Here is a 22022-nt window from a genome sequence, read left to right as displayed (position 1 = left end):
CAGCCTATGGCAATCTCAAATTGCCCGGCGATGAAGACTCGCTAGCCTGATCCACCTCATGTTCCCGCGCATCTTTGACCGCTATCTTGGCCGCCAGGTCGCATCAGCCACGCTGATCGGCGTGGCGCTGCTCAGTGGCGTCATGGTGCTGGGCAATGTTTACAAAAAGCTGGACCAGTTGCTTGGCAACACAGAGCTGCCGGCCTCGGTGATCGCGGAGTTCGTGATGCTGGTCATTCCCTTCTCGCTCATCTTCACGATTCCCTGGGCCTTCCTGACCGGGATCCTGCTCGTGTTCGGCCGGCTGTCTGCCGACAATGAACTGGTCTCCCTGCGTATGACCGGCATGTCCATGCCGCGCATCTGCGCTCCGGTCTTTGTCCTGGCCATAGCACTGAGCGGCATCTGCCTATGGGTGAATGTGAGCCTCGCACCGGCGGCGAAGGACCGCATGAAGCGGCTGTTCTATCAGGTGGCGGTCAAGAACCCTGAAACTCTGTTTCAAGAGGGCCAGGTCCTGGAGCGCGTGCCCGGCTACCGCATTTACACCAGCAAGCGTCATGACAAGACGCTCACAGACATGCATATCGTCATGCTGAAGGGCGCCGAGGCCAGCACCTACATCCACGCCAACAAAGCGACCCTGCATACCACTCCCGGCTCGATTGATCTGCAGATGGAACTGGAAGGCATGACGCAAGAGACCGTGCCAGTCGATGGTCAGGGCCAGCTCGGCGGACTGGCCATGAACAAGCAGTGGTTGAAACTGCCGCTCTCAGAAATGCAGAAAGACACCGTTCGGGTGAATGCCAGCATGAAGACCACCAGCGCACTGGCCGAGGAAGTGCGCACCTGGAAGGATACGGTCACCGGCGAAGCGCTGACCCCTGTGACGCGCTCCCTGTCGCTCACCGAACTCAGCAAACGCTACAGCTTTTCAATGGCCTGCTTCACCTTCGCCTTGGTGGGCATTCCACTGGGGGTGACTGCTCAACGCCGTGAGACATCTTCGGGCTTTGCCCTTAGCCTTATCACAGCCACGGTTTACATCGTCTTTATCATTCTGGCAGACACGCTCAATGACAAACCGGCGGCGATGCCGCATCTCATCATGTGGCTGCCCAATGTGATCTTCCTCGGCATGGGCGGCTGGCTGTTCTACAAGCTCAGCCGGAAGTAAAAGCGGCCCGCCTTATTTCTTCAGCAAGCCCATGACCGCCGAGGTCATCGCCGTCACGCCAGTCTCGATGCTGGGCTCAGGAACAGGTTTGAAATACTGCGAATGCAGCGACGGCAGCGAGGTGCCCTTGGCTTTGGCTGCGGCCACCATTGCAGGCGACTGGGTGCCGAGCCAAAACATGCACAGCGGCACCTTGTCCTTCGTCATGCCGTATTCAGAGAAATCTTCCGCGCCCATGACAGGCTCGCGCGTGAGGACGTTGTCTGCACCGATGGCAGCCCCGATGAATCCGCGCACCTCCTGACACAGCTCCGGCTGATTGTAGAGCGCCGTGGCGCTGTCATCAGACACGAGCACTTCCGGCATCTTGTCGGCGGGCATGCTGGCAGACTCGGCCTGGGCTTTGACGATGCGCTTGATGGAGTCGATCAAGTGTTGCCGCGTTTCCTTTTTGTAGCTGCGCAACGTGAGTTGCAGGCGCACTTCGTCGGAGATGATGTTGCTCTTCGTGCCCCCATGAATGCTGCCGACCGTGATCACCGCAGGATCTCCAGGCCTTACCTCACGGCTGACGATGGTCTGCAACGCCAGCACGATCTGCGATGAGAGCACAATGGGGTCTTTGCAGAGGTGTGGCATCGAACCATGTCCGCCCAGGCCCTTCACCACGATCTCCACCGAGTCCACATTCGCCAGTGCAAAGCCTTCGACAATACCAACCGTGCCATGCGCCATGTCAGAGGAGCAATGCAGCGCGATGGCTTTGTCCGGCTTGGGAAATTTTGAGAACAATCCCGCACGCAGCATGAACCGTGCGCCAAGCACCCGCTCCTCCGCCGGCTGACCGATCATGACAATCGTTCCCTGCCACTGATCCCGAAGTTTCACCAAGGCCCGCGCCGTTCCCACAAAGCTGGCCATGTGCACGTCATGGCCGCAGGCGTGCATCACGTTCACCTCACGCCCAAGATCGTCCTTCACCACCTTCGTGCTCGCATAGGGTGCCTCCGTCTGCTCCTTCACCGGCAGCGCATCAAGATCCGTACGCACCAGAATCACCGGACCGTCACCATTCTTCAAAACACCGACGACGCCATGACCACCAACATTCTCCGTGACCTCCAAGCCCGCATCACGCAACTCTTTGGCGATGCGCGCAGCCGTTTCGGTCTCATGCAGCGACAACTCTGGGTTCCTGTGCAGCTCTTTGTAGAGCGTGACGAGTGATGGCAGTTCCTTTTTGACCACCGAAGCAACATCGGCAGCGGCGAGTGATGACCCGACCAGCAAAGAGAGCAAAAACGGTTTCATGCCAAGCACTAAGCCGACAATCCCCGAGTCTTGCAAGACTCAAGGCTGTTTCGGAGCGGATTGCCTGTCGAGAAACATCTGCCGCCGGGCTTCGAGCTCGAGCTTTTCTTTTTTCAATTGGATGAGCTCCTCGTTGATGCGCGCGCGCATGGGGGAATCATCCTTGTCCTGCTGCTTGCTGGCACCTGTAAGTTCGGCCTGCCTTTGCTGCAGTCGTGCAACCGCGGCCGTCTGTCCCAGGTGGCGGGCGTCCTGAATTTGCACCGCGATCTCGTTCAGCTCCTTTTCTTTCATCTCACTCATGAGCAAGCCCATCTGGCTGAACTTCGATTGAAGCTTCTTTTCCGCCTGCTCGATCTCACGATCAAACTGCTGCTCACTCAAAGAAAAGTGCATGGACTCCATCCACTCTGCACACCTCTGCGGCCAGGCGTTGATAGGCTGCTTGTTGTCGCGCATGCCGAAGCCGTGCCCGCCTTTGGTGAAGAGATGCACTTCGCACGGGATGCCGAGTTTTTTATACTCAAGATAGAGCACGGTGGCGGCGGCGGGGTTCTGGCCATCATCATGAGCACAGGCGAGGAACATGGGCGGAGCGTCCTTCGGCACGGTGAAGCCCTCCTTGAGCTTGGTGGGATCTTTAAAGTCCACGAAACCACCGCCGTAGATCATGATGCCAAAATCTGGCAACTCGGTCTTCGTGGCGCGGTCACAGGCGATGTGGGCGAGCAGGTTTCCTCCCGCACTGAAACCCAGCAGACCGACACGTTTCGGATCCAGATTCCATTCCTTGGCATGTTCGCGAACAAGCGCGATCGCCCGGGCGGCATCGGCCACCGGCTTTTCATGTGGAGCGACTTCATCGCGCGTGGGCGTGCGGTATTTGAGCAGGACGCCGGTGACGCCGAGGGTGTTGAGCCATTCGCAAACCTGGCTGCCCTCATGAATGGCAGAGAGGAAGACAAAGCCGCCGCCTGGAGCAACAATGACGCTGGTGCCATTGGGTTTCTCCGGACGATAAACAGTGATCGAGGGATCGTGAATGTCGGTGATGGTGCTTTTACCGGCCTTGGTGCGAATGAAATCCTCCGTGGCCTTGGAGTGCGGCAGCATCTGGCCGGGTGCGCCGTCGGGCCAGAGCTTGAGTTCAACGGGATCGGCTGCACACAAACATGCGGGAGCAATGAGCAGGAGGAGAAGCTGTTTCATGGAAGCATCTAAGCCGAGACCTGCCCCCAATGGCAAGTCTCAAAGCAATTGGCTGGCCGCCAGACTGGACCTCTTTGCGGTGAGAAGAATAAGCGTCGCCAAAAGTTTTATGAGCAGGTCAAGCCACAGGCACCGTTGTTTGCCTCCATGATGAAAGCTCTTTTTCTCCTGATCCTCGGCACTGCCATCGCCCATGCAGAGCTGCGGGTGGTCACAGACTTTGAAGGCGGCAATGCGGAGGTGGTGACCCTTGATCAAGCGGCGGGAAAGCTGCGCATCATGCCCGCGCTGCATGAGGGGCGTGGCTGGCCCTGCTGGTGGTTCCTGCGGCTGGACGGCACTATTCCAGGACAGAAGATCACGCTCGAAGTGCAGGGGCAGACGCGGCCTTTTCGTCCTGACACCGTATTGGCCTCTTCCTGGTGCCAGCCGGACCAGGCGGTGCTGAGCCACGATGGCAAAACCTGGCAGCAGACCACCAAAGCGGAGCGCACAGCAGACAAGGTGGCGGTGTACCAAGTGCAGGCGGAAGGCCCAAGCCTCTGGCTGGCCTGGGGTCCGCCGTTTGTGCCAGCAACGGCAGAGAGCGCGCTGGCCGGGGTGAAAGCGAAGCTGGGAGATGAAGCGGAGCGCTTTGAACTCGCCAAAACGCGCGATGGCCGGCCAGTGAACGGCATCCGTATCGGCAAGCTCAGCGCGCCACGTCAGGTGTGGGTGAATGCGCGTCAGCACGCCTGGGAGGCCGGCGGCACGTGGGTGGGGCGCGGCTTCGTGGAATGGCTCGCGAGCGCGGAGGCTCAAGATTTTCGCACGCGCTGCTGCGTGCATTTCATTCCCATCATGGACGTGGACAATGTGACCCTCGGAGCGGGAGGCAAGGAGTCGCTGCCGCAGGATCACAACCGCGACTGGTCGGATGCGCCGTATCACCCCGAAGTGGCCGCAGCACAGAAGCGCATCTCCGAGATCCAGGCCACGCACGGGATCGATGTGTTTCTGGACCTGCACAATCCCGGCCCCTCGGATCGTGCGCCGTACTTCTTCGGCCCGTTCGGCTTTGAGCGCATGACCGGCATCCAACAGGAGAGCTACCAGCGCTGGATGGATCTGGCAGCAGCGCACCTCACCGGACCGCTGAAGGTGGAGCCGAAGTACCGCTATGCCACGTACGTGAAGACGGAGGAGGAGCGCGGCCGCATGAGCAGCGGCTGGGCCCGCGCGCATGGCGGTGAAGGCACGATTTCCATCACGCTGGAAACAGCCTGGAACACACCCAGCAGCACGGCGGAGAACTACATGACTGTGGGCAGTCAACTGGCCCGCGCGTTGGACGCCTATCTGAAAGAGCAGCGGCACTGAGTGAAAGAGCAGCGGCACTGAGGCCGATACCTCCCTGCCCTGCCATGCATCCTCTCGACGCCAACCGCCTTCACCTGACCCGCCGTTCCCTCTTCGGGAAAACGGCCATGGGAATCGGTGGCGCAGCGCTGGGCGGGTTGCTGACACGAGAAGGCTATGCAGCACAGGCGCCGGATGCCATGGCACCGGCGCTCCCACATTTCACACCAAAAGCGAAACGGGTGATCTACCTGCTGCAAAACGGCGCGCCCTCGCATGTGGACCTGTTTGATTACAAACCGATGCTCAAGAAAATGCACGGCACGCAGATCCCGGACAGCATCGCAGCAGGCAAGCGCTTCAGCACCATGACCGGCGGCCAGACGGCGCGGCCGGTGCTGGGAGAGATCTCGAATTTCTCACGCCATGGCCGCAGCGGCGCAACGGTGAGCGACTTCCTCCCGCACACCGCAGCAATGGCGGACGAACTGTGCTTCATCAAATCCCTGCACACCACGCAGGTGAACCATGCGCCGGCCATCACGTTTTTCATGACCGGCAGCGAGCAGGCTGGCCGACCGGCGATTGGCTCGTGGCTGAGCTACGGCCTCGGCAGCGATGCGGAGGACATGCCCGCCTTTGTGGTGATGACTTCGCGCGACAAGGAGGCCAGCTGCGGTCAGATCTTCTATGACTTCTACTGGGGCAGCGGATTTCTCCCGTCCAAGTATCAGGGTGTGAAATTTCGCGGCAGTGGCGATCCCGTTCTCTACCTGAGCAATCCAGACGGCATGAGCCGTGAGGTGAAGCGCACCATCCTCGATGGCATCGCGGGATTCAATGAGATGAAGCTGCAGGACTTCGGCGATCCCGAGATCGCCACTCGCATCGCTCAGTACGAGATGGCCTACAAGATGCAGACGAGCGTGCCGGAGCTGACGGACTTCTCCGACGAACCCAAGCACATCCTCGACATGTACGGCCCCGATGTGATGCGGCAGGGCAGCTACGCCTACAACTGCCTCATGGCGCGTCGTCTCGCCGAGCGCGGCGTGCGCTTTGTGCAGCTGATGCACGCAGGCTGGGACCAGCACCGGAATCTAAACACCCAGCTCAAGATTCAATGCACCGACACTGATGCTCCGAGTGCCGCGCTGGTGAAAGATCTTAAGCAGCGCGGCCTGCTGGAGGACACCCTCGTCATCTGGGGCGGCGAATTTGGCCGCACCCCTTTCCTGCAAGGCAAGATCGAGGACACCAAGCAGTGGGGCCGCGACCATCACCCCTACGTGTTCACCGTCTGGATGGCCGGTGGCGGTGTGAAGCCCGGCATGACCTACGGCGAGAGCGATGAGTTCGGCTTCAACGTCGCGAAAGACGGGGTCCATGTGCACGATTTCCAGGCCACCCTGATGCACCTGCTCGGCATCGACCACGAACGCTTCACCTTCCGCTTCCAAGGCCGCCAGTTCCGCCTGACGGATGTGCATGGCAGCGTGGTAAAGCCGGTGCTGGCTTGAGTGATGTCGCACATCCCGGTTGCATCCCGCTCCCGCCGAGTGTTTGAATCGTTCCAATGCCGATCCCACGCTTCCTCCTTGCCCTCGCACTCTGCGTCTGCGTCGTGGCATGCAAACGTGAAGAAGCGAAGCCTGCCGTGAAGCCGGATGCAGCGGCCTTTGTCGCCGACGGTGGTGGTGATGGCAGCGTGTGGGTGGTGGACGGACCAAACGGTGGACGCCTGTTCCTGTGCGGCACCATTCACATTTTACGCGAGAAAGACTACCCCCTGGCCCCGGCCTATGAGGCGGCGTACATGTATTCAAACAAGCTCGTCCTGGAACTGCCGCCAGGCGCGGCCTCAGGATCAGAACTGACGAGCCGGATGTCCCAGCTCGGCCAGTATCCAGCAGACATGTCGCTGGAGGCGAATGTGAGCAAGGAAACCTGGGAGGCCGTGAAAACATGGGCCACCAAACACGGCCTGAAGGATTCCTCTTTGAACCACTTCCGTCCGTGGTTCGTGGCTCTCATGATCACCTCCACGGAATACGCGGCCCTCGGCGCCAAGTCGGATCAGGGCGTGGACTCCTTCTTTGAGGAGCGGGCGAAGAAGGACGGCAAGCCCGCTGAAGGACTGGAAACGGTGGAGTTTCAACTCCAGCTCTTTGCCTCCCTCAGTGAAAAGCAGCAGCGCGAGCTTCTGGAGCAGACTCTGGGAGAGATCAGCTCCGTGAAAGAGGAGTTTGAAAAAATGATCAAGGCCTGGAAATACGGCCAGCTGGATGAACTGAAGGAGATGCTCTTCCGCGAGGCGGAGAAGTACCCCGACCTCATGAATTTGTTTCTTTCCTCCCGCAATCTCTCCTGGATGGACCGGCTGGAGCAGATGCTCAAACGTGGCGAAAAGGTGATGGTGCTGGTAGGCACCGGGCACCTCACCTCGGATACCGGCTTGATCGAGCTGATGCGCAAGCGCGGCTACCGAGTGCGGCATTACCGCGAAGTGACGGACTTCTAATCACGCCTCACAAGAGCCGCAGCCGGGTCAGATCCTGCGTATCCACCATGCCCACGGGTTTTCCCGATTCATCGACCACCACGATGTCGTCGATCCTGTTTTTCTCGAGCGTAGCGAGCACCTCGGCGGCAAGTTTGCTGGCCTGAATGCTCACCGGACGCGGCGTCATGAACTCGTTCACCGGCTTGTCCGCGATGGCGTTGTTCTTCTGAAAAGCGCGGACAAAGTCACCATGCGTGAAGACGCCGGCGAGAGTGCCGTTCGGGTTCGTCACGATGGCGGCACCGCTGCGGGCACGGGTCATCGCCTGGAGAGTCTCGCGCACGGTCGTATCCGGTTGGATGACCGCGAGCTGTTCCCCGCTGCGCATGACATCGCTCACGCGCGTGAGCAAGGCGCGGCCCAGCGAGCCGCCCGGATGCAGTCTTGCAAAGTCCTCAGATTGAAAGCCGCGCGCTTCCAGCAAAGCCATGGCCAGCGCATCGCACAAGACCAGCATCGTCGTGGTGCTGGAGGTCGGGGCGAGATTCAACGGACAGGCCTCCTGCGTGACGTGCACGTCGAGCACCACATCCGCATTCCTGGCCAGCGTGGACTGCATGCCGCCAGTGATGGCGATGATCGGGATGTCGAAGCGCTTCAAATGCGGCAACAGATCCAGCAGTTCAGACGTTTCCCCGCTGTAGCTGAGCATGATCGCCAGATCACCCGGATCAATGACCCCCAGATCTCCATGCAGCGCATCTCCGACGTTGAGCAGCACGGTGGTGGCTCCTGTGCTGTTCAGCGTGGCGGCAAGCTTGCGGCCGATGTTGCCGCTTTTACCCACGCCACAGACGATCAGCTTGCCCCGCTGGCGGACCCCCGTGAGCAGCAGTTCGATGGCCCGGGCGAAAGATTCGTCAATGCGCGCATGCAGCCGCTGCAGCTCGTCGATTTCGAGCTGGATCACGCGGCGGGCTTTTTCGGGGTAATTCATGGGTCTGAACTGTTAGGCGGGGACTGAGATGCATCAACCAAGTGCTTGAGCCCGCGATACTTCCCCGCCATGATTAGGAAAGCTCCTTCTGAATTGTTCTTTAATCAATGACCTCTGGCTCCATCGGTTCTCACCGCGCCTTCATGGGTGTTTGCATCACCCTGTGCGTCATCCTGTCGCTCACCCTGTACGTGGGATGGAAATTCTATTTCTTCAACGTCGCCAATCGCAATACCCTGATCGAAAAGGCCCTATACGCCGAGAAGAAAGCCCAGGATCTGGAAAAGCTGGGGATCTCCCTTGAGACGGCCCATACCACCCCACCCACTCCTTCGGTACTGCCGAAACTCCCGGCCAGCAGTGAAGCCACTCCCCCAATCACGCCCACCGCGTCTTCCGCCTCCACCACCCTGGCATACTCCCCCAGTCAGAATGCTTCACTGCATCCTGCAGAATCCACCATCAAGGCGATGCCGCTACTGGAGTCCAGCGATGAAGTGGTTCAGGCGTTGCAGTTGCTGGACCAGTATTGGAAAACGGAATCTTGGAAGGATCGCGTTCCTCTGGTGGCCCATTCTGAGCGGGTTGCCCCCTTGATGAAAAATTTCTATGAAGTGCAGAGTGCCAAAGATCCATTACCTGGGGCGTTGGTCAGCAAGGCGCGTTATCAGATCAATGGCACTGAAATTCTTTACTTCAGTTATGCAGGCACCAGGCCCACAGGCTCGCTGGAAATCGCCATGCTGCGTGGTCCACAAGGGAAATTTCTGGTCGACTGGGAAAGCCTCACCGGATACGGCGAGATGTCGTTCCAGGAGTTGCGCACCAAACGTCCCACCAGCCCCGTGCTGGTACGGTCCTATGTGCGCTTGTTTGAGTATTACAATTACGAGTTCTCCGACTCTAAAAAATACCTCTGCATCAAGCTGCTGTCAGAGAGTGGCGACAATTCAGTGTACGCTTATTGTGAACGTGGCACCCCTCTGGCTCAGTGGATCGAGAGAGACCTCGCCAGCACCGGCCCCACCGGTTTCAAAGGCTACACCATGCTGATATCCTTTCCGCCAAACGCCCGGTCAAACCAGTGCGTAATTCTTGACAAAGTAGTGGCCCAGCGCTGGCTCAACCTGCCCTGATACGCCAACACCGTCAGGCATGACGGTGTGCTTTAAAATGACTGCCCTGAAGGCTTATTCGCCGTCGCGACCGATCGCTTCCACCGGGCAGCCAGTGAGGGCTTCTTCGCAAAGTGCGCGCTCTTCATCAGTTTCAGGCTGCTTGTAGAGGAACGAATGACCACCGTCGTCGTCGCGCTTGAAGTTTGCAGGAGCCGTTTCGCGGCAGAGGTCGCAGTCAATGCACTGGTCATCAACATAGTAAGCTCCGGGAGCGTTCTGGGCGTATTTGTTTGCAGCGTCGGCCATGGGAATCTGGAAAAGTAAGGGGGTTGGGATAGTAGTAGCCGCACCCTGGGTTTCAAACGGTTTTTTGCCTGACCTCCTCCCCCCTGCCGCCCCCTCTTTGACAGAGTCTTTACAATAAAAGCTCGCCTCAGCCGTGATGCTCGCCGCATCATTCACCCCAACCCGCTTTCCTGCCATGAAATCGCTCGTCCTCGCCCTCCTGCTTCCTCTCACGGTCCTTGCCGAAAATGAAATCGGCTTCATCGAGCGCTTCGCCCTCGCCGCTGACCGCGAAAAAGCCCTCGGCGAGCTCGTTCCTGGCTCGGAGGAATACTATTTCTTCCACGCCCTCCATTACCAAAACGTCCGCGACAACGCCAGGCTCAATCAAATTCTCAATCAGTGGCGAGAACGCGTCCCGGACGAAAACGAAGCCCGCCGCATCATCCTCAATCGCGAGGCCATCCTGGGCTATGAGCGCGATCCCCAGGCCACGCTGAAATACCTCATCGAGCGCCTCGGCATTCGTCACGACCACCAGCAGGAAGTGCGTGATCAAAAACCCAACCTCCCCACGCAGCTTGATCCCACCAAAATCAGCCGCGAAGTCTTACTCCGCGATGCGCTGAACAACGACCGCAGTCTTGAGTCCCTCTCCCAGGAAGCCCTGTCATCGCTCATTCGTGATCAGGTGCCGCTCAAGACGGATCAACGCCGCAGCGTGCTCAGCAAGCTCCAGCGCCCGGATGTGCCAAATCTCGTACAGGCCATCATTGCCGACCTTCAGGCGGACAAATCACGCACCTTCGGCTCTCTGCCCATTCATCGCGCCCTGCTGCCAGAGCAGCTGGATTCGCTGCTGCAGACTTTCCCGCAGTGGCTCAGCCAGCAGTCCTTCGTTTACACGCGCCTGCGTAAAATGGCCCCCAGCGCGGATGTGAATCTGGAATACGACGACACTGAGCGCGCGGCCTGGCTCGACCGCGTGTGGGCCTTCGCACAAAACCTGCCGCCCTCCCAAAACACCCTCAAAGCCCGCATCCTCTACCTGCGCCTGGACCATGACCGCAAGCACGGCGTGTATGACCGCGCCCGCTTCATCGAATACCTCAAGCTCCCGCGCCAGCTCAACTACATCAACTACACCTACATCAAGGACGTTATCCCCGGCGAACTCTCCGACCTCAACGCCGATCTCAGCGAGCCACTGCTGCTTTCCCCGCCTCTTAGCACTGATGAGCCGCTCGTCCGCGAGTACTTCCTCCACCTCTTTGCCTCCGAGGTGAAGCCCGATTCCGATCCCAACGACGTGCTCGCGCAATGGACCACGTACATCGCAGAAGAATGGCTCACCCCCGTGCTGGCAGAGGCGCTCATAACCCACCGCATCGGCTCCCCGGAGCATTGGGCCTCGCTGATTACGCCCACCGAATTCCAGCAGCTCAAGGACCGCGTGGACATCGAATTTCCCGCAACAAACGCTCCGCAGTTCTCACCCGGTGACGACATCCAGTTCGACGTCACCGTCAAAAACACACCGAAGCTCATCGTGAAGATCTTTGAGCTGAACACGCTCAATTTCTTCCAGACCCAGCAGCGTCAGCTCAATACCGATCTCAATCTCGACGGCCTCGTCGCCAACAGCGAGCAGACCCACGCCTTCGAGGGCGGCCCTTTCGCACGCACGCGGCAGACCTTCAAATTCCCCGAGCTCAAAGGCAAGCGCGGCGCATGGATCATCGAGTTCATCGGTGGCGGCCGCAGCAGCCGCGCCCTCATTCGCACCGGTCAGTTCCACATCCTGCAGCAGACCAGCCCTAGCGGCGATCTCATCCTCGTCCTCGATGAAAAGCACCAGCCCGTGAACGATGCGGTGGCGTGGTATGAAGGCCGCAAACTGGTACGCGATGAAAAAATCGGACGCATCGTCATTCCGTTCACGAATCAACCCGGCACCAAGAATCTTGTCATTGGAGATGCCGCCGGCAGCTTCGCCACGCTCACGTCCTTCACCCATCATGCCGAGGACTACCGCCTCGATGCCCAGTTCCACATCGAACGCGAGCAGCTTCTCGCCCGCCGCGAAGCCACCCTGGCCGTGCGCACCGCATTGATGATAGGAGAAGTGCACCTCGCCCCGGAATTCCTCACCGAACCGAGGCTCACCATCACCAGCACCACGCTGGATGGCATCTCCACCACTCGCGAAGTCAAAGACCTCAAACTCAGCGCTGGCAGCGACCTCACGCACACTCTCACTGTCCCCGAGCGTCTCGCCTCTCTCACCGTGGCCTTCAGCGCCAAAGTCGATGTTGTCAGTGCCGGAGGGACCAAGAAAGACCTCACCGCCAGCCACACCTGGACGCTCAACGGCATCGACAAAACCGAAGCCGTCAACGACGGCCACCTCAGCACTTTTGACGGTCAGCGTGTCTTCGAACTCCTCGGAAAAAACGGCGAGCCCATCGCCGATCAGCAGATTCTTTTCACGTTCAAGCACCACGAGTTCAATCGCTCCCAGGTCATTCCGCTGCGCACGGACGCCCAAGGACGCGTGAACCTCGGCAAACTCACCGGCATCGAATCCGTGGCCGCCAAAATCCCTAATGGCCGTCAGACGCTCTGGCCGCTGCTCGATGCCGAGGACACGCTCTCCACCACCATTCACTCCAGGGAGGGCGAAACCATTCGCATCCCCATTCATGACACCGGCAGTCTTCCCGCGTCACTCCTTGCTCAGTCTTCCGGCATTTTCACCGCAGACCTTGCAGCACTCCTCAAATCCGAAAACGGCTTCCTCACCATCAGCGGTCTCACACCGGGCGATTACTCACTAAAAATCCCCGACCAGCCGCTGATCACCCTCAAGGTCACGCAAGGCGAAACCCTCGGCGGCTGGGTGCTTGGCAGACACCGCCAGCTTGAACTCAAAGGCAACACGCCGCTCCACATCCTCAGCATCGAAAACGACCAGGAATTCATCACAGTCAAACTCGCCAACAGCAGTCCCTTCGCACGCGTTCACTTCGCTGCATCCCGCTTCGATCCCGGCAGCGGCATCTTCGGCGGACTCGGCGGTTTCACCCGCTTCGGCGCAGCTTCCGGCACTCCCGCGAGAAACCCCAATCTCTACTCCGCTGGCCGTGAGATCGGCGATGAGTACCGCTACATCCTCGAACGCCGCTATGCCAAGCTCTTCCCCGGCAACATGCTCACCCGTCCCGGCCTGCTGCTCAACCCATGGGAGATCCGCAGCACCGACCTCGACGAACTCGCTCAGCTCGAAGGCCAGTCCGCAGCCATGACTCGCGGAGGTGCCGCTGGCGTTGCAAACGACGCCGACAAAATGGCAGCGAAGAAAATGAAAGCTCAAAGCGGCCCGCAAGGCGGCACCAATCTCGACTTCCTCGCCGCACCCGCTCCGGTCATCTATAATCTTGTGCCCGACAAAGACGGCGTCGTCCGCATCGAGCGCAAAGCCCTCGGCGACCGCCAGCACGTGCAGATTTACGCCGAAGACCTGCAAAACGCCTCCTGGCGCACGCTCACGCTGCCGGAAGCGCCCACCAAGTTCACCGATCAACGACTCGCAAGAAATCTTGACCCCAAGACTCCCTTCACGCAGAAAAAAGAAATCACCGTGCTCGAAACCGGCAAGGCCCTCACACTCGCCGACATCCTCACCAGCGAACTCGAAACCTACGACACACTCGGCGGCATCCACTCGCTGTTCACCACGCTCAGCAATGACGGCCATCTGGCCGAATTCGCCTGGCTGCTGAACTGGCCCAAGCTCAAAGAGGAGGAGAAGCACGCCAAATACGGCGAGTTCGCCTGCCATGAACTGAACTTCTTCCTCTTCCGCAAAGACAAACCTTTCTTCGATGCCGTGGTGAAACCCTACCTCGCCAACAAGAAGGACAAAACCTTCATGGATGAATATCTCCTCGGCCTCGATCTCGCCCCATATCTGGAACCCTGGGCGTATGCCCGCCTCAACCTCGTCGAGCGCATCCTTCTCGCCCAGCGGATCAAAAACGAAGCCCCGAATGCTGCACGCCATGTCCGCGAGCTATGGGAGATGATTCCGCCGAACCCCGAACAGCAGGATTACCTCTTTGAAACAGCACTGCGCGGTCGGGCGATGGAAAAGGGGGATTTGGATGGCTTTCACGTCAATTACGGCGCTGCGATGAACCCTGCGCCACCACCACCACCACCACCGACGTCGCCGAAGCCAGAAGAATCAGCAGCAGCTCCCGCAGATGCTTTTGCCGCGCCGGCACCAGCAATGAGATCTGGTTATCTCGGCAATAACAGCGAAGCGAAACCCGGAAACGGAAGGGTTAATAGATCCCTGACCGCCGTCGAACTTCAGCGGCTACCGGCGATGAAAAACGGCGCTGTTGACATGCCCAAGGAAATGGCGGCCCTCGGCCTTGAACGAGAAGAAGCGCTGCGTAAATCGGGAGCAGGTGGCTGGGCCGTGAGTGGTGCCAGCACCTACACAGGCGGAACCACCATCAATGCTGGAAGCCTCCTCTATTTCGACGCTGGATCCGCCAGGGATTCGCAGCAGCAGGTTCGCATCTTCTTTCGTGCCCTCGGTCCCACCAAAGAATGGGCGGAGAACAACTACTACAAGCTGCGCATCACGGACCAGACTGCCGACCTCGTCACCGTAAACGCTTTCTGGCGCGATTATGCGGCCTGGGTGGCCGCAGGCTCCAAGGGCGGCTTTGTTTCGTCCAACGTCGCCGAGGCCAGCAGCAACTTCACAGAGATGATGCTCGCGCTCGCCGTGCTTGACCTGCCCTTTGAGGCTTCAAAGCACAGCACGAAGGCCGACAATGGAACCTTCACTTTCACCGCAGGCGGCCCCTGCATCGTGTATCACAAAGAGATCAAGCCTGCCGTTGTCGAAAACAATGCACAAGGCCAGCTTCTCGTCTCCCAAAGCTTCTTCCGCCAGAGCGACCGCTACCGCATGGAGGGAAATGAGAAGTTCGAAAAATACGTCACCACCGAATTTCTCACCGGCGCGACGTATGGCGCAAACATCGTCGTCACCAATCCCACCAGCAGCCCCGTGAAGGCCGTGGTGCTGCTACAGATCCCGCAGGGCGCATTGCCCGTGCTCGGCAGCAAGGCCACCGACTCTCGCCAGATCCGGCTGGAGCCTTACACCACACAGACCTTCGAATATCACTTCTACTTCCCGCTCGTACCCGCCAAGGCCGGCCTCAAGTTTGCGCACTTCCCCGTCAACGTCGCCACCAGCACCAGCACGGCAGGCGCAAAACCGTTTGAGTTCAATGTCGTGCCGAAACTCACCGAGGTGGACAAAGCCTCATGGGATTATGTTTCACAGTACAGCAGCGAAGCCGAGGTCTTCACCTTTCTTGATCAGGCAAACCTTGAATCTCTCAATCTGGCCCGCGTCGCGTGGCGCTGCCGGCAGAGCGCGGACTTCTACCAAAAGCTGATCGCCTTCATTCGCAGGCACCATGTGCGCGATGATGTCATCTCCAGCTACGCCCTGCTTCATAACGATGCTGCCACGCTGCGTGAGTGGTTGAAATACCACAATGAGATCCTATACGGCCCCTATCTGGCGAGCGCGCTCCTCACGCTCGATCCCATCGAGCGCCGCAGCTATGAGCAGCTCGAATACTCACCGCTCGTCAACCAGCGCGCCCACCGCGTCGGTGGCGAATGGCGCATCGCCAATCCCGCCGCGTTGGAGCAGTACACCCAGCTCCTCGGCATCCTCGCACACAAGCCGCAGCTGGATGCCATGGACAACCTGAGCGTGGCCTACTTCCTCTTCCTGCAAGACCGAGTGGAAGAAGCGCTGGCACGCTTCAAGACCGTCGACGCCGCCAAGCTGCCCACCAAGATCCAGCACGACTACTTCCAGTGCTATGCCGCCTTCTATGAAGGCGATCTCGCCGCGGCACGCGGTCTCGCAGCGAAGTATGCCGATCATCCCGTGCCACGCTGGAAGCTCCTGTTCGCGGATGTGTCCACGCAGCTCGAAGAAATCGAAGGCAAGACCGCAAAGACTGAAAAAGGCGACAAGCCCGATCGCGAAAAACAGCAGGCCGAACTCGCCGCCACCGAGCCTAGCTTTGATTTCAAAGTCGAAAACAAGACAATCGCCCTCACATGGAAAAACCTCGAAGAGGTCACACTGAACTACTACCTCATGGACCCCGAGTTCAGTTTCAGCAGCAATCCTTTCGTGAGCCAGGACGCCGGACGCTTCAGCATCATCAAGCCAAACAAAACATCCACGCAGACGTTGCCGAAGGATCAAACCAATCTAGAACTGGCGCTGCCCGCCGAATTCGCCAAAGCGAACGTACTCGTTGAAGTCCTCGGAGCAGGACTGCGCAAGACCCAGGCCTATCACGCCAACACCTTGAAGCTCACACTCTCCGAAAACTACGGCCGTCTCGAAACCCGCGACACCACCACCGACAAGCCGTTGCCAAAGGCCTACGTCAAAGTGTACGCACGCCTGAACAACGGCACCGTGCGCTTCTTCAAGGACGGCTACACCGACCTGCGCGGCCGCTTCGACTACGCCAGCCTCAACGGCCCCGAAAATGCGTCGCCACAACCGACGCCCTATGAAGCCGCGCCCGCCAACGGCCTCCACTACCAGATGCTCAAGCCTGCGGAGCTGAGCAACGTCGAAAAAATCGCCATCCTGATCCTCAGCGACACCCACGGCGCAACGGTGAAGGAAGTGAACCCGCCTGGAAGGTAGATTCATCTGCAATGAGAGAACGCGCCTTCTTCGAGCGTGAAGAAGGCGCTTCACCCACCATGAAATCCATCCTCGCCGCCCTGCTTGCCTGCACCCTCACTCTTTCCGCGCGTGACAAGACGCTCGACATCTACTGGATCGACTCCGAAGGCGGCGGCTCGACCCTGCTCGTGACGCCAGCGGGTGAGTCGGTGCTCATCGATACCGGCAATCCCGGCGGACGCGATCCGCAGCGCATCAAGAAAGTCGCTACTGAGCAGGCGAAGCTCACGCGCATTGATCACGTCATCATCACGCACTTTCATGCCGATCACTTCGGCGGCCTCGCTGAACTGGCGGAACTAATGCCAGTTGGCACTCTCTACGACAAAGGCATCCCTGATGGCAGTCCTGACGGCAAGGCCCAGGACATGCGCTGGACGCTGACAAGCCGCCCGTATCGCGATGCCAAGGTCGAAAAGCGCGTCACGCTGTCGGCAGGTGCCGTCGTGCCGCTCAAGCAGGCAGAAGGCACTCCCAAGCTCACGCTCCGCTGCCTGGGCGCAAATCAGCAGTTCATCCCACCTTATCCCGACCAGCCCGAAAACCCACTCAAGGGTTCCGTGCCACCCAAAGCAGCCGACCCAACTGACAACGCCAACAGCGTGGTGATGCTGCTGCAGTTCGGCGACTTCCGTTTCTTTGATGGCGGCGATCTGTCATGGAACGTCGAAGAAAAACTCGTCTCTCCCTTCAATCTCGTCGGCACAGTGGATCTGTATCAGGTGAATCATCACGGCCTGGATGTGAGCAACAACCCCATTCTCATCCACAGCCTCCAGCCCACAGTTTCGGTCATGAACAATGGCCCCCGCAAGGGCACCAGCAAGTCCGCCATGGACGCGCTCAAATCGACCCCGACGATCCAGGCGATGTATCAAGTGCATGAAAACGTCCGCGACGATCATGAAAACACGGCGGACAAAACGATGATCGCCAACCATGGCGATCTGGCCGAAGGCTGCACCGCCGAGCACATTCACTGCGCCGTCAGTGCCGATGGGAAAAGCTACACCGTCGGGGTACCTTCACAGAAACACAGCCGCACTTTCCAAACACGCGAAAAGTGATACCCAGGAATGAAGAGCTCTACACCAAGGCGTTTTTGAACCATAGCACCGCGGCAGCGTTTTTGGAGTGCGGTCGCGCAGATGCACGGCGCAAGCCTGCATCGGAGCTACCGCTTTCGCAGGGTGAAGAATGCGCTTCGTCCTGAACCCGCCATCCAGCCAGCGAAAGCAGCGTCTGTAAGACATCCCGCCTCGCTCAAAGCACGTTTTCAGCAGGTATCAGGCCTTATCACTTCTTCCCACCTTGTCGGGCGCGAATCACCGGCGCCAGCCACTTGGCCGTCTCATCGGCAATGACGTTATAACCCGCGAGGTTCGGATGACGGTCACTCGCCCAGCCGGGCAGGTGGCCAAAGATGCCGTCGAGGTGATTGTCGAGCACGACCACGGTGGGATCCGCGCCAGGCTGGATATAAGGCGTGGCAAAGCCTCGCAGATTCTCCGGGATCTTCGAGAGCGGATAGCGGCGGTAGTTCAGCATGTCGGGACCCTTCTTCAATTCCGCGAGATACCGTGGCGCGATGTCAAAAAGGGTGAGCTTTTCTTCCGTGGCGATCTTCTTGACGACGTCATTGATGTCCGCATGCAAACTCTCAAGCGTGTAAGGAATGACCGTCATGGGAATGAGCATGGCGTTTGGGTGATCCTTGTGCAGGCGGGTGAGCAGCTCACGGAAGTCCTTGGGGAAGTTCTCTTTGAAATTCTCGCGTCGGGCAACGTCATTGATGCCGTAGCGAATGAAGATGTAATCAGCCTGAGGCTTGGTTTTCACCGCCTTGTCGTAACGGGTGTCGAGCAGCCGGCGGATGAACTCACCGCTGACGCCTTCATTGTACACATCGCAGGGAGGAAGGTCGGCTTCGGCGGCCAGCTTGATGCGCAGCGTGTCCTCGATCTGCGGTTCATCCGGCGCAAATTTCTTCGGAATGCTGGCCTCGGTGGTGCTGTCTCCGAGGAGAATGATCTGCAGGCGTTTCTTGCCCGCCGTGGCATCGCTGAACGCGAAAGGCGTACCACCGATGATCTGATCCGACGTGATCGTTGGGCAGATACGCTTCTCCACATGAGCAACAAACAGCTCCGTGCCACGGGCATGACTAACGAAAGGCCAGCGTGCGGGATTGTACATCGTGTCCGTCAGGTCGCGCATGAGCACGACATGCTTGCCGTTCTTCGCCATCTGGCGCAGGCCGAAGGGACGGCCGGAGACGCACATGTTGAGATGCACACCCATGAGGATCACGTTGTCGATGTTGCGCGCTTCGAGAAGGTTCCAGATCTCCACACCGCTGTCGCTAATAGCGTCCTTGTCCTGGTCAATGCGCAGCACATCGATCTGTTTAGTCCAAGGCGCTTTAGGATTGAGCCCCTTCGCCGCAAGTTCTTTGGCCCAGGCAGCATGCTCAGCGATATCATCGTCTTCACCGCCGTCGGTTTGATCCAGCGGATACACAGCCATCTCCTCGGCCGGGATTTGTTTGCACCACTCAGCGATCTTGTCAGGCAGGCGCGCAGCGGTGGGCGCAGTTTTGGCGCGCTCACGTGCGGGCGTGCCTTCGTAGGGCTTCATGCAGCTGCTCGGCGCGTGAATGATGAGTACTCCATCCTTGCGTGCCTTTTCAAGCACCTCATTCATGCGCGGCGCCATCTCGACTTCACGCGTCACAGCATTTTTGCAGTGGTGCAGGTCCCACATGTCACAGACGATGATAGCGGTGCGGGAGGGCAGCCACGGCTCTTTCACCAGCGTCGTTTTGCCGACGGGAGCGCGTGATTGCAGTGTAAACGAAAGCGGTGCTTCGACAGCGAAAGCCGAGACGGTGAATGCGAGGAGGAGTGCGAGTGTCTTCATGGATTATCGGGAAAGTTTTTGGTGCAGTTCATGGACCTTGTCGGCGATGCGTTCTTCCACGCTTTCCGCCCAACCCGCCGCAGCTTCATAGCCGCCTTCTTTGAGCACGCGGAGGCTCGGGACATAGCCGGTGTAATCATTAGAATAACCGGCCACCCAGACACCGGCGGCACCGGCAAACTCACGCTTGAAGCGCAGGGAGTAATCCACCACGACTTCGCTGCCGAGCGTGATGAAGGTGAGATCGTTGCCGAGCTTGATGACCTGCACCGGGTAGTCGTGGTCTGCGCGCCCCGCCTTGGCATAGCTGAGTTTGATCTCCTCGTAGGCGGCACGGATCGGCCCCTGAACAGGACGTGGATTGACGACGAGCGCCATTTCGACGGCATTTGAAAGCGAACGGCCATGCTGCATGGAAAGCTCCAGATCCGTGACCCCTGGAACGACATCGCTGCGACGTGGATAGGGGTTTTGATCAGCGCCGCAGCCCATCAGGAACAGGGCCGTGAAGCCGGGGCGATGCTCCTGCAGGTATTCCTGCGCAAAACCCGCATAGTCACCGCACCAGTTATAAAAGCCGAGGCTGGTGTTGTGACATGCATAGCCAAACAGCGTGGCACGCAGCGTGCCATCGGGCGCTTCGATGCGCATTGCCGGCACCTCATGATCCACAGGCCCCTCCGGATTAGGCGCTTTATTGGCATTCGGATGGTCGGGCGGCAGAGTGTAGTCACGACGACGATTCATGGCGAAACCGCAGCGCGCCTTGTTCCAAGTGAGGCGTGCCGGCTGCATTTCCTTGAGCGCTTTGCCAATCAGGCCGACGAGGTCGTTTTGCAGCTTCTGCGTGTATTCCCATAAGTCTTTGGCCTTGGGGTTGTCCTTGTCTGCATCCGTCAGCGGAGTCGTGCGAAGAGAAGGACCACTGTGGGTATGCGAGGCGTTCATCACGAGATTGGCAGGCGGCAGCCCAAACTCCTTCTCCGCACGCTGCGCCACATCATGCCGCAGAAGCTGCGGCACGCCGATGAGATCCAGCGTCACAAACACCAGCTTGTTTCCCTGCTCGTCTTCCAGAGCCAGCGCCTTGGCAAACAGATCCTGCACCTTGCCTTCCGCAGGCTTTTTGCGCCCTGCGTATCCGGCCATCCAGAGCAGCTTCTGAGGCGTCACTGCAACAGTGGCAGTTCCAGCTTTCCAATTCGCCGGTAGATGAGGAGCCACAGATTTCGGCGGACCAGCAGGCGAAAGCGGCGTGGCTCCAGGCGGCGCGGCAAGGACGGCACTGGTAAACAGCATGGCGAGCGAAAAAGCGCGGAGCGACATGCACAAACTACGGGCGCACTCACGTTGTTTGTTCACTCCGCACCCATCTTTCATGCGCCTCGCCACTGTCCTCACGCCTCTCAACGATCACCATCTGGCCCTCGCGGCCCAGTGCGGCGTCGAAGAGATTACGGTGCGATATCCAGGCTCGGAATTGGAACCTCTGCTGCAAACCAAGGCGCAAATCGAGCGCCACGGCATGAAGCTGGGCATCATCGAAGGCTATCTGCCCATCGAGAAGCTCAAGCTCGGAAAGGACGATGGCAGTGACATGACGGCGATGAAACGGCTGCTTGAGCACATGAGCGAGGCGGAAATCCCGCTGCTCTGCTACAACTTCATGGCCGGCACCGACTGGGTGCGAACACAATTGAGTGCCAAGGAGCGTGGCGGAGCGCTGGTGACGGCCTTTGATCTCAAAGAAGCGCAGCATGCCATGTCTTTGAACTCGGCGGCGATTCAGGCTGGCAGCGAAACAATCACGGCAGATGCCCTGTGGACGAACTTGGAGCGCATGCTTGCCGAACTGCTCCCCGCGGCAGAAAAACACGGCGTGACGATGGTCATGCATCCTGATGACCCGCCGCTGGCCGAATTCGCCGGCAAGGCGCGCATCATGAACAGCGTCGAAAACTTCGAGCGGCTCATGCGCCTCTCACCGAGCAGGCACAATGCGATCTGTTTCTGCCAGGGCACCTTTGCGGAGATGGGTGCCGAAATTCCCGCCGCCATCCGCCGACTCGGCAAGCACATCCGCTACGTTCATTTTCGCGACATTCGCGGCAATGCAGAGTTTTTTGCCGAGACGTTTCATGACAACGGCCCCACCGACATGGTTGCCGCCATGCGCGCCTATCGCGACATCGGCTTCACCGGCCCCATGCGTCCCGATCATGTGCCGCAGCTCGACGGCGAAGAAGAGGGCGAGCCCGGCTACACCATGATGGGCCGTTTGTTCGCCTATGGCTACATGCGCGGGCTGATTCAAAGCGTTCAAGCCGGCCACTCCTCCTCTTGAC

The 22022-nt window shown here is 59.2% G+C and carries 14 protein-coding genes; 8 read left to right on the top strand and 6 right to left on the bottom strand.

Annotated features, from left to right (window positions below):
• Window positions 1-58 precede the first annotated feature (58 nt).
• Entirely contained in the window at window positions 59-1180 is a 1122-nt protein-coding gene (locus WAW39_RS08845; protein WP_422317890.1) for an LptF/LptG family permease, read from the top strand.
• A gap of 12 nt (window positions 1181-1192) precedes the next feature.
• On the opposite strand, the gene WAW39_RS08840 is transcribed toward WAW39_RS08845, so the two are convergent.
• Together WAW39_RS08840 and WAW39_RS08835 are read right to left on the bottom strand one after the other, a co-directional pair.
• Window positions 1193-2491, bottom strand: coding sequence for an amidohydrolase (locus WAW39_RS08840; protein WP_422317888.1), 1299 nt, complete (start codon window positions 2489-2491; stop codon window positions 1193-1195).
• 39 nt (window positions 2492-2530) lie between these two features.
• Window positions 2531-3700, bottom strand: a complete 1170-nt coding sequence (locus WAW39_RS08835) for an alpha/beta hydrolase fold domain-containing protein (RefSeq protein WP_422317886.1) — start codon at window positions 3698-3700, stop codon at window positions 2531-2533.
• 147 nt (window positions 3701-3847) lie between these two features.
• Between WAW39_RS08835 and WAW39_RS08830 the strand changes: the two genes are divergently transcribed.
• From WAW39_RS08830 to WAW39_RS08820, 3 genes are read left to right on the top strand one after another with little or no spacing between them, the layout of a single operon-like run.
• Window positions 3848-5059 carry a M14-type cytosolic carboxypeptidase gene (locus WAW39_RS08830; RefSeq protein WP_422317884.1) on the top strand — a complete coding sequence of 404 codons (1212 nt, stop codon included), beginning with the start codon at window positions 3848-3850 and terminating at the stop codon, window positions 5057-5059.
• A 44-nt stretch (window positions 5060-5103) separates the two neighbouring features.
• The gene (locus tag WAW39_RS08825; RefSeq protein WP_422317882.1) at window positions 5104-6558 is read left to right on the top strand and encodes a DUF1501 domain-containing protein; all 1455 of its coding nucleotides are present in this window, start codon (window positions 5104-5106) and stop codon (window positions 6556-6558) included.
• Between the two features lie 56 nt (window positions 6559-6614).
• Window positions 6615-7559, top strand: a complete 945-nt coding sequence (locus WAW39_RS08820; RefSeq protein WP_422317880.1) for a TraB/GumN family protein — start codon at window positions 6615-6617, stop codon at window positions 7557-7559.
• 7 nt (window positions 7560-7566) lie between these two features.
• Here WAW39_RS08820 and WAW39_RS08815 read toward each other — a convergent pair whose 3' ends face one another.
• Window positions 7567-8538, bottom strand: a complete 972-nt coding sequence (locus WAW39_RS08815; RefSeq protein ID WP_422317878.1) for a KpsF/GutQ family sugar-phosphate isomerase — start codon at window positions 8536-8538, stop codon at window positions 7567-7569.
• 107 nt (window positions 8539-8645) lie between these two features.
• On the opposite strand from WAW39_RS08815, the gene WAW39_RS08810 reads away from it, so the two are divergent.
• Window positions 8646-9674, top strand: coding sequence for a hypothetical protein (locus WAW39_RS08810; protein ID WP_422317876.1), 1029 nt, complete (start codon window positions 8646-8648; stop codon window positions 9672-9674).
• Between the two features lie 54 nt (window positions 9675-9728).
• Here the strand turns inward: WAW39_RS08810 and WAW39_RS08805 are convergent, their stop codons facing one another.
• Complete coding sequence (locus WAW39_RS08805) at window positions 9729-9962, bottom strand: ferredoxin (RefSeq protein ID WP_395732995.1); 234 nt, start codon at window positions 9960-9962, stop codon at window positions 9729-9731.
• 175 nt (window positions 9963-10137) lie between these two features.
• Here WAW39_RS08805 and WAW39_RS08800 point away from each other — a divergent pair, with 175 nt between their 5' ends.
• Window positions 10138-16716: an autotransporter-associated beta strand repeat-containing protein gene (locus tag WAW39_RS08800; protein ID WP_422317873.1), complete on the top strand. Its 6579-nt coding sequence runs from the start codon at window positions 10138-10140 to the stop codon at window positions 16714-16716.
• Window positions 16717-16775: 59 nt separating this feature from the next.
• The gene (locus tag WAW39_RS08795; RefSeq protein WP_422317871.1) at window positions 16776-17825 is read left to right on the top strand and encodes a ComEC/Rec2 family competence protein; all 1050 of its coding nucleotides are present in this window, start codon (window positions 16776-16778) and stop codon (window positions 17823-17825) included.
• A 229-nt stretch (window positions 17826-18054) separates the two neighbouring features.
• On the opposite strand, the gene WAW39_RS08790 is transcribed toward WAW39_RS08795, so the two are convergent.
• Entirely contained in the window at window positions 18055-19677 is a 1623-nt protein-coding gene (locus WAW39_RS08790) for an SGNH/GDSL hydrolase family protein (protein ID WP_422317869.1), read from the bottom strand.
• 3 nt (window positions 19678-19680) lie between these two features.
• A complete protein-coding gene (locus WAW39_RS08785; RefSeq protein WP_422317867.1) occupies window positions 19681-20976 on the bottom strand; it encodes a neutral/alkaline non-lysosomal ceramidase N-terminal domain-containing protein in 1296 nt (431 codons plus the stop codon).
• Between the two features lie 79 nt (window positions 20977-21055).
• On the opposite strand from WAW39_RS08785, the gene WAW39_RS08780 reads away from it, so the two are divergent.
• Window positions 21056-22021: a mannonate dehydratase gene (locus WAW39_RS08780; protein ID WP_422317865.1), complete on the top strand. Its 966-nt coding sequence runs from the start codon at window positions 21056-21058 to the stop codon at window positions 22019-22021.
• Window position 22022: the final 1 nt, after the last annotated feature.

This window comes from Prosthecobacter sp., assembly GCF_049294395.1.
Lineage (GTDB): Bacteria > Verrucomicrobiota > Verrucomicrobiia > Verrucomicrobiales > Verrucomicrobiaceae > Prosthecobacter.
The sequence above is the reverse complement of the archived record's forward strand: the minus strand, read 5'-3'. Positions and strand labels throughout refer to the sequence as shown.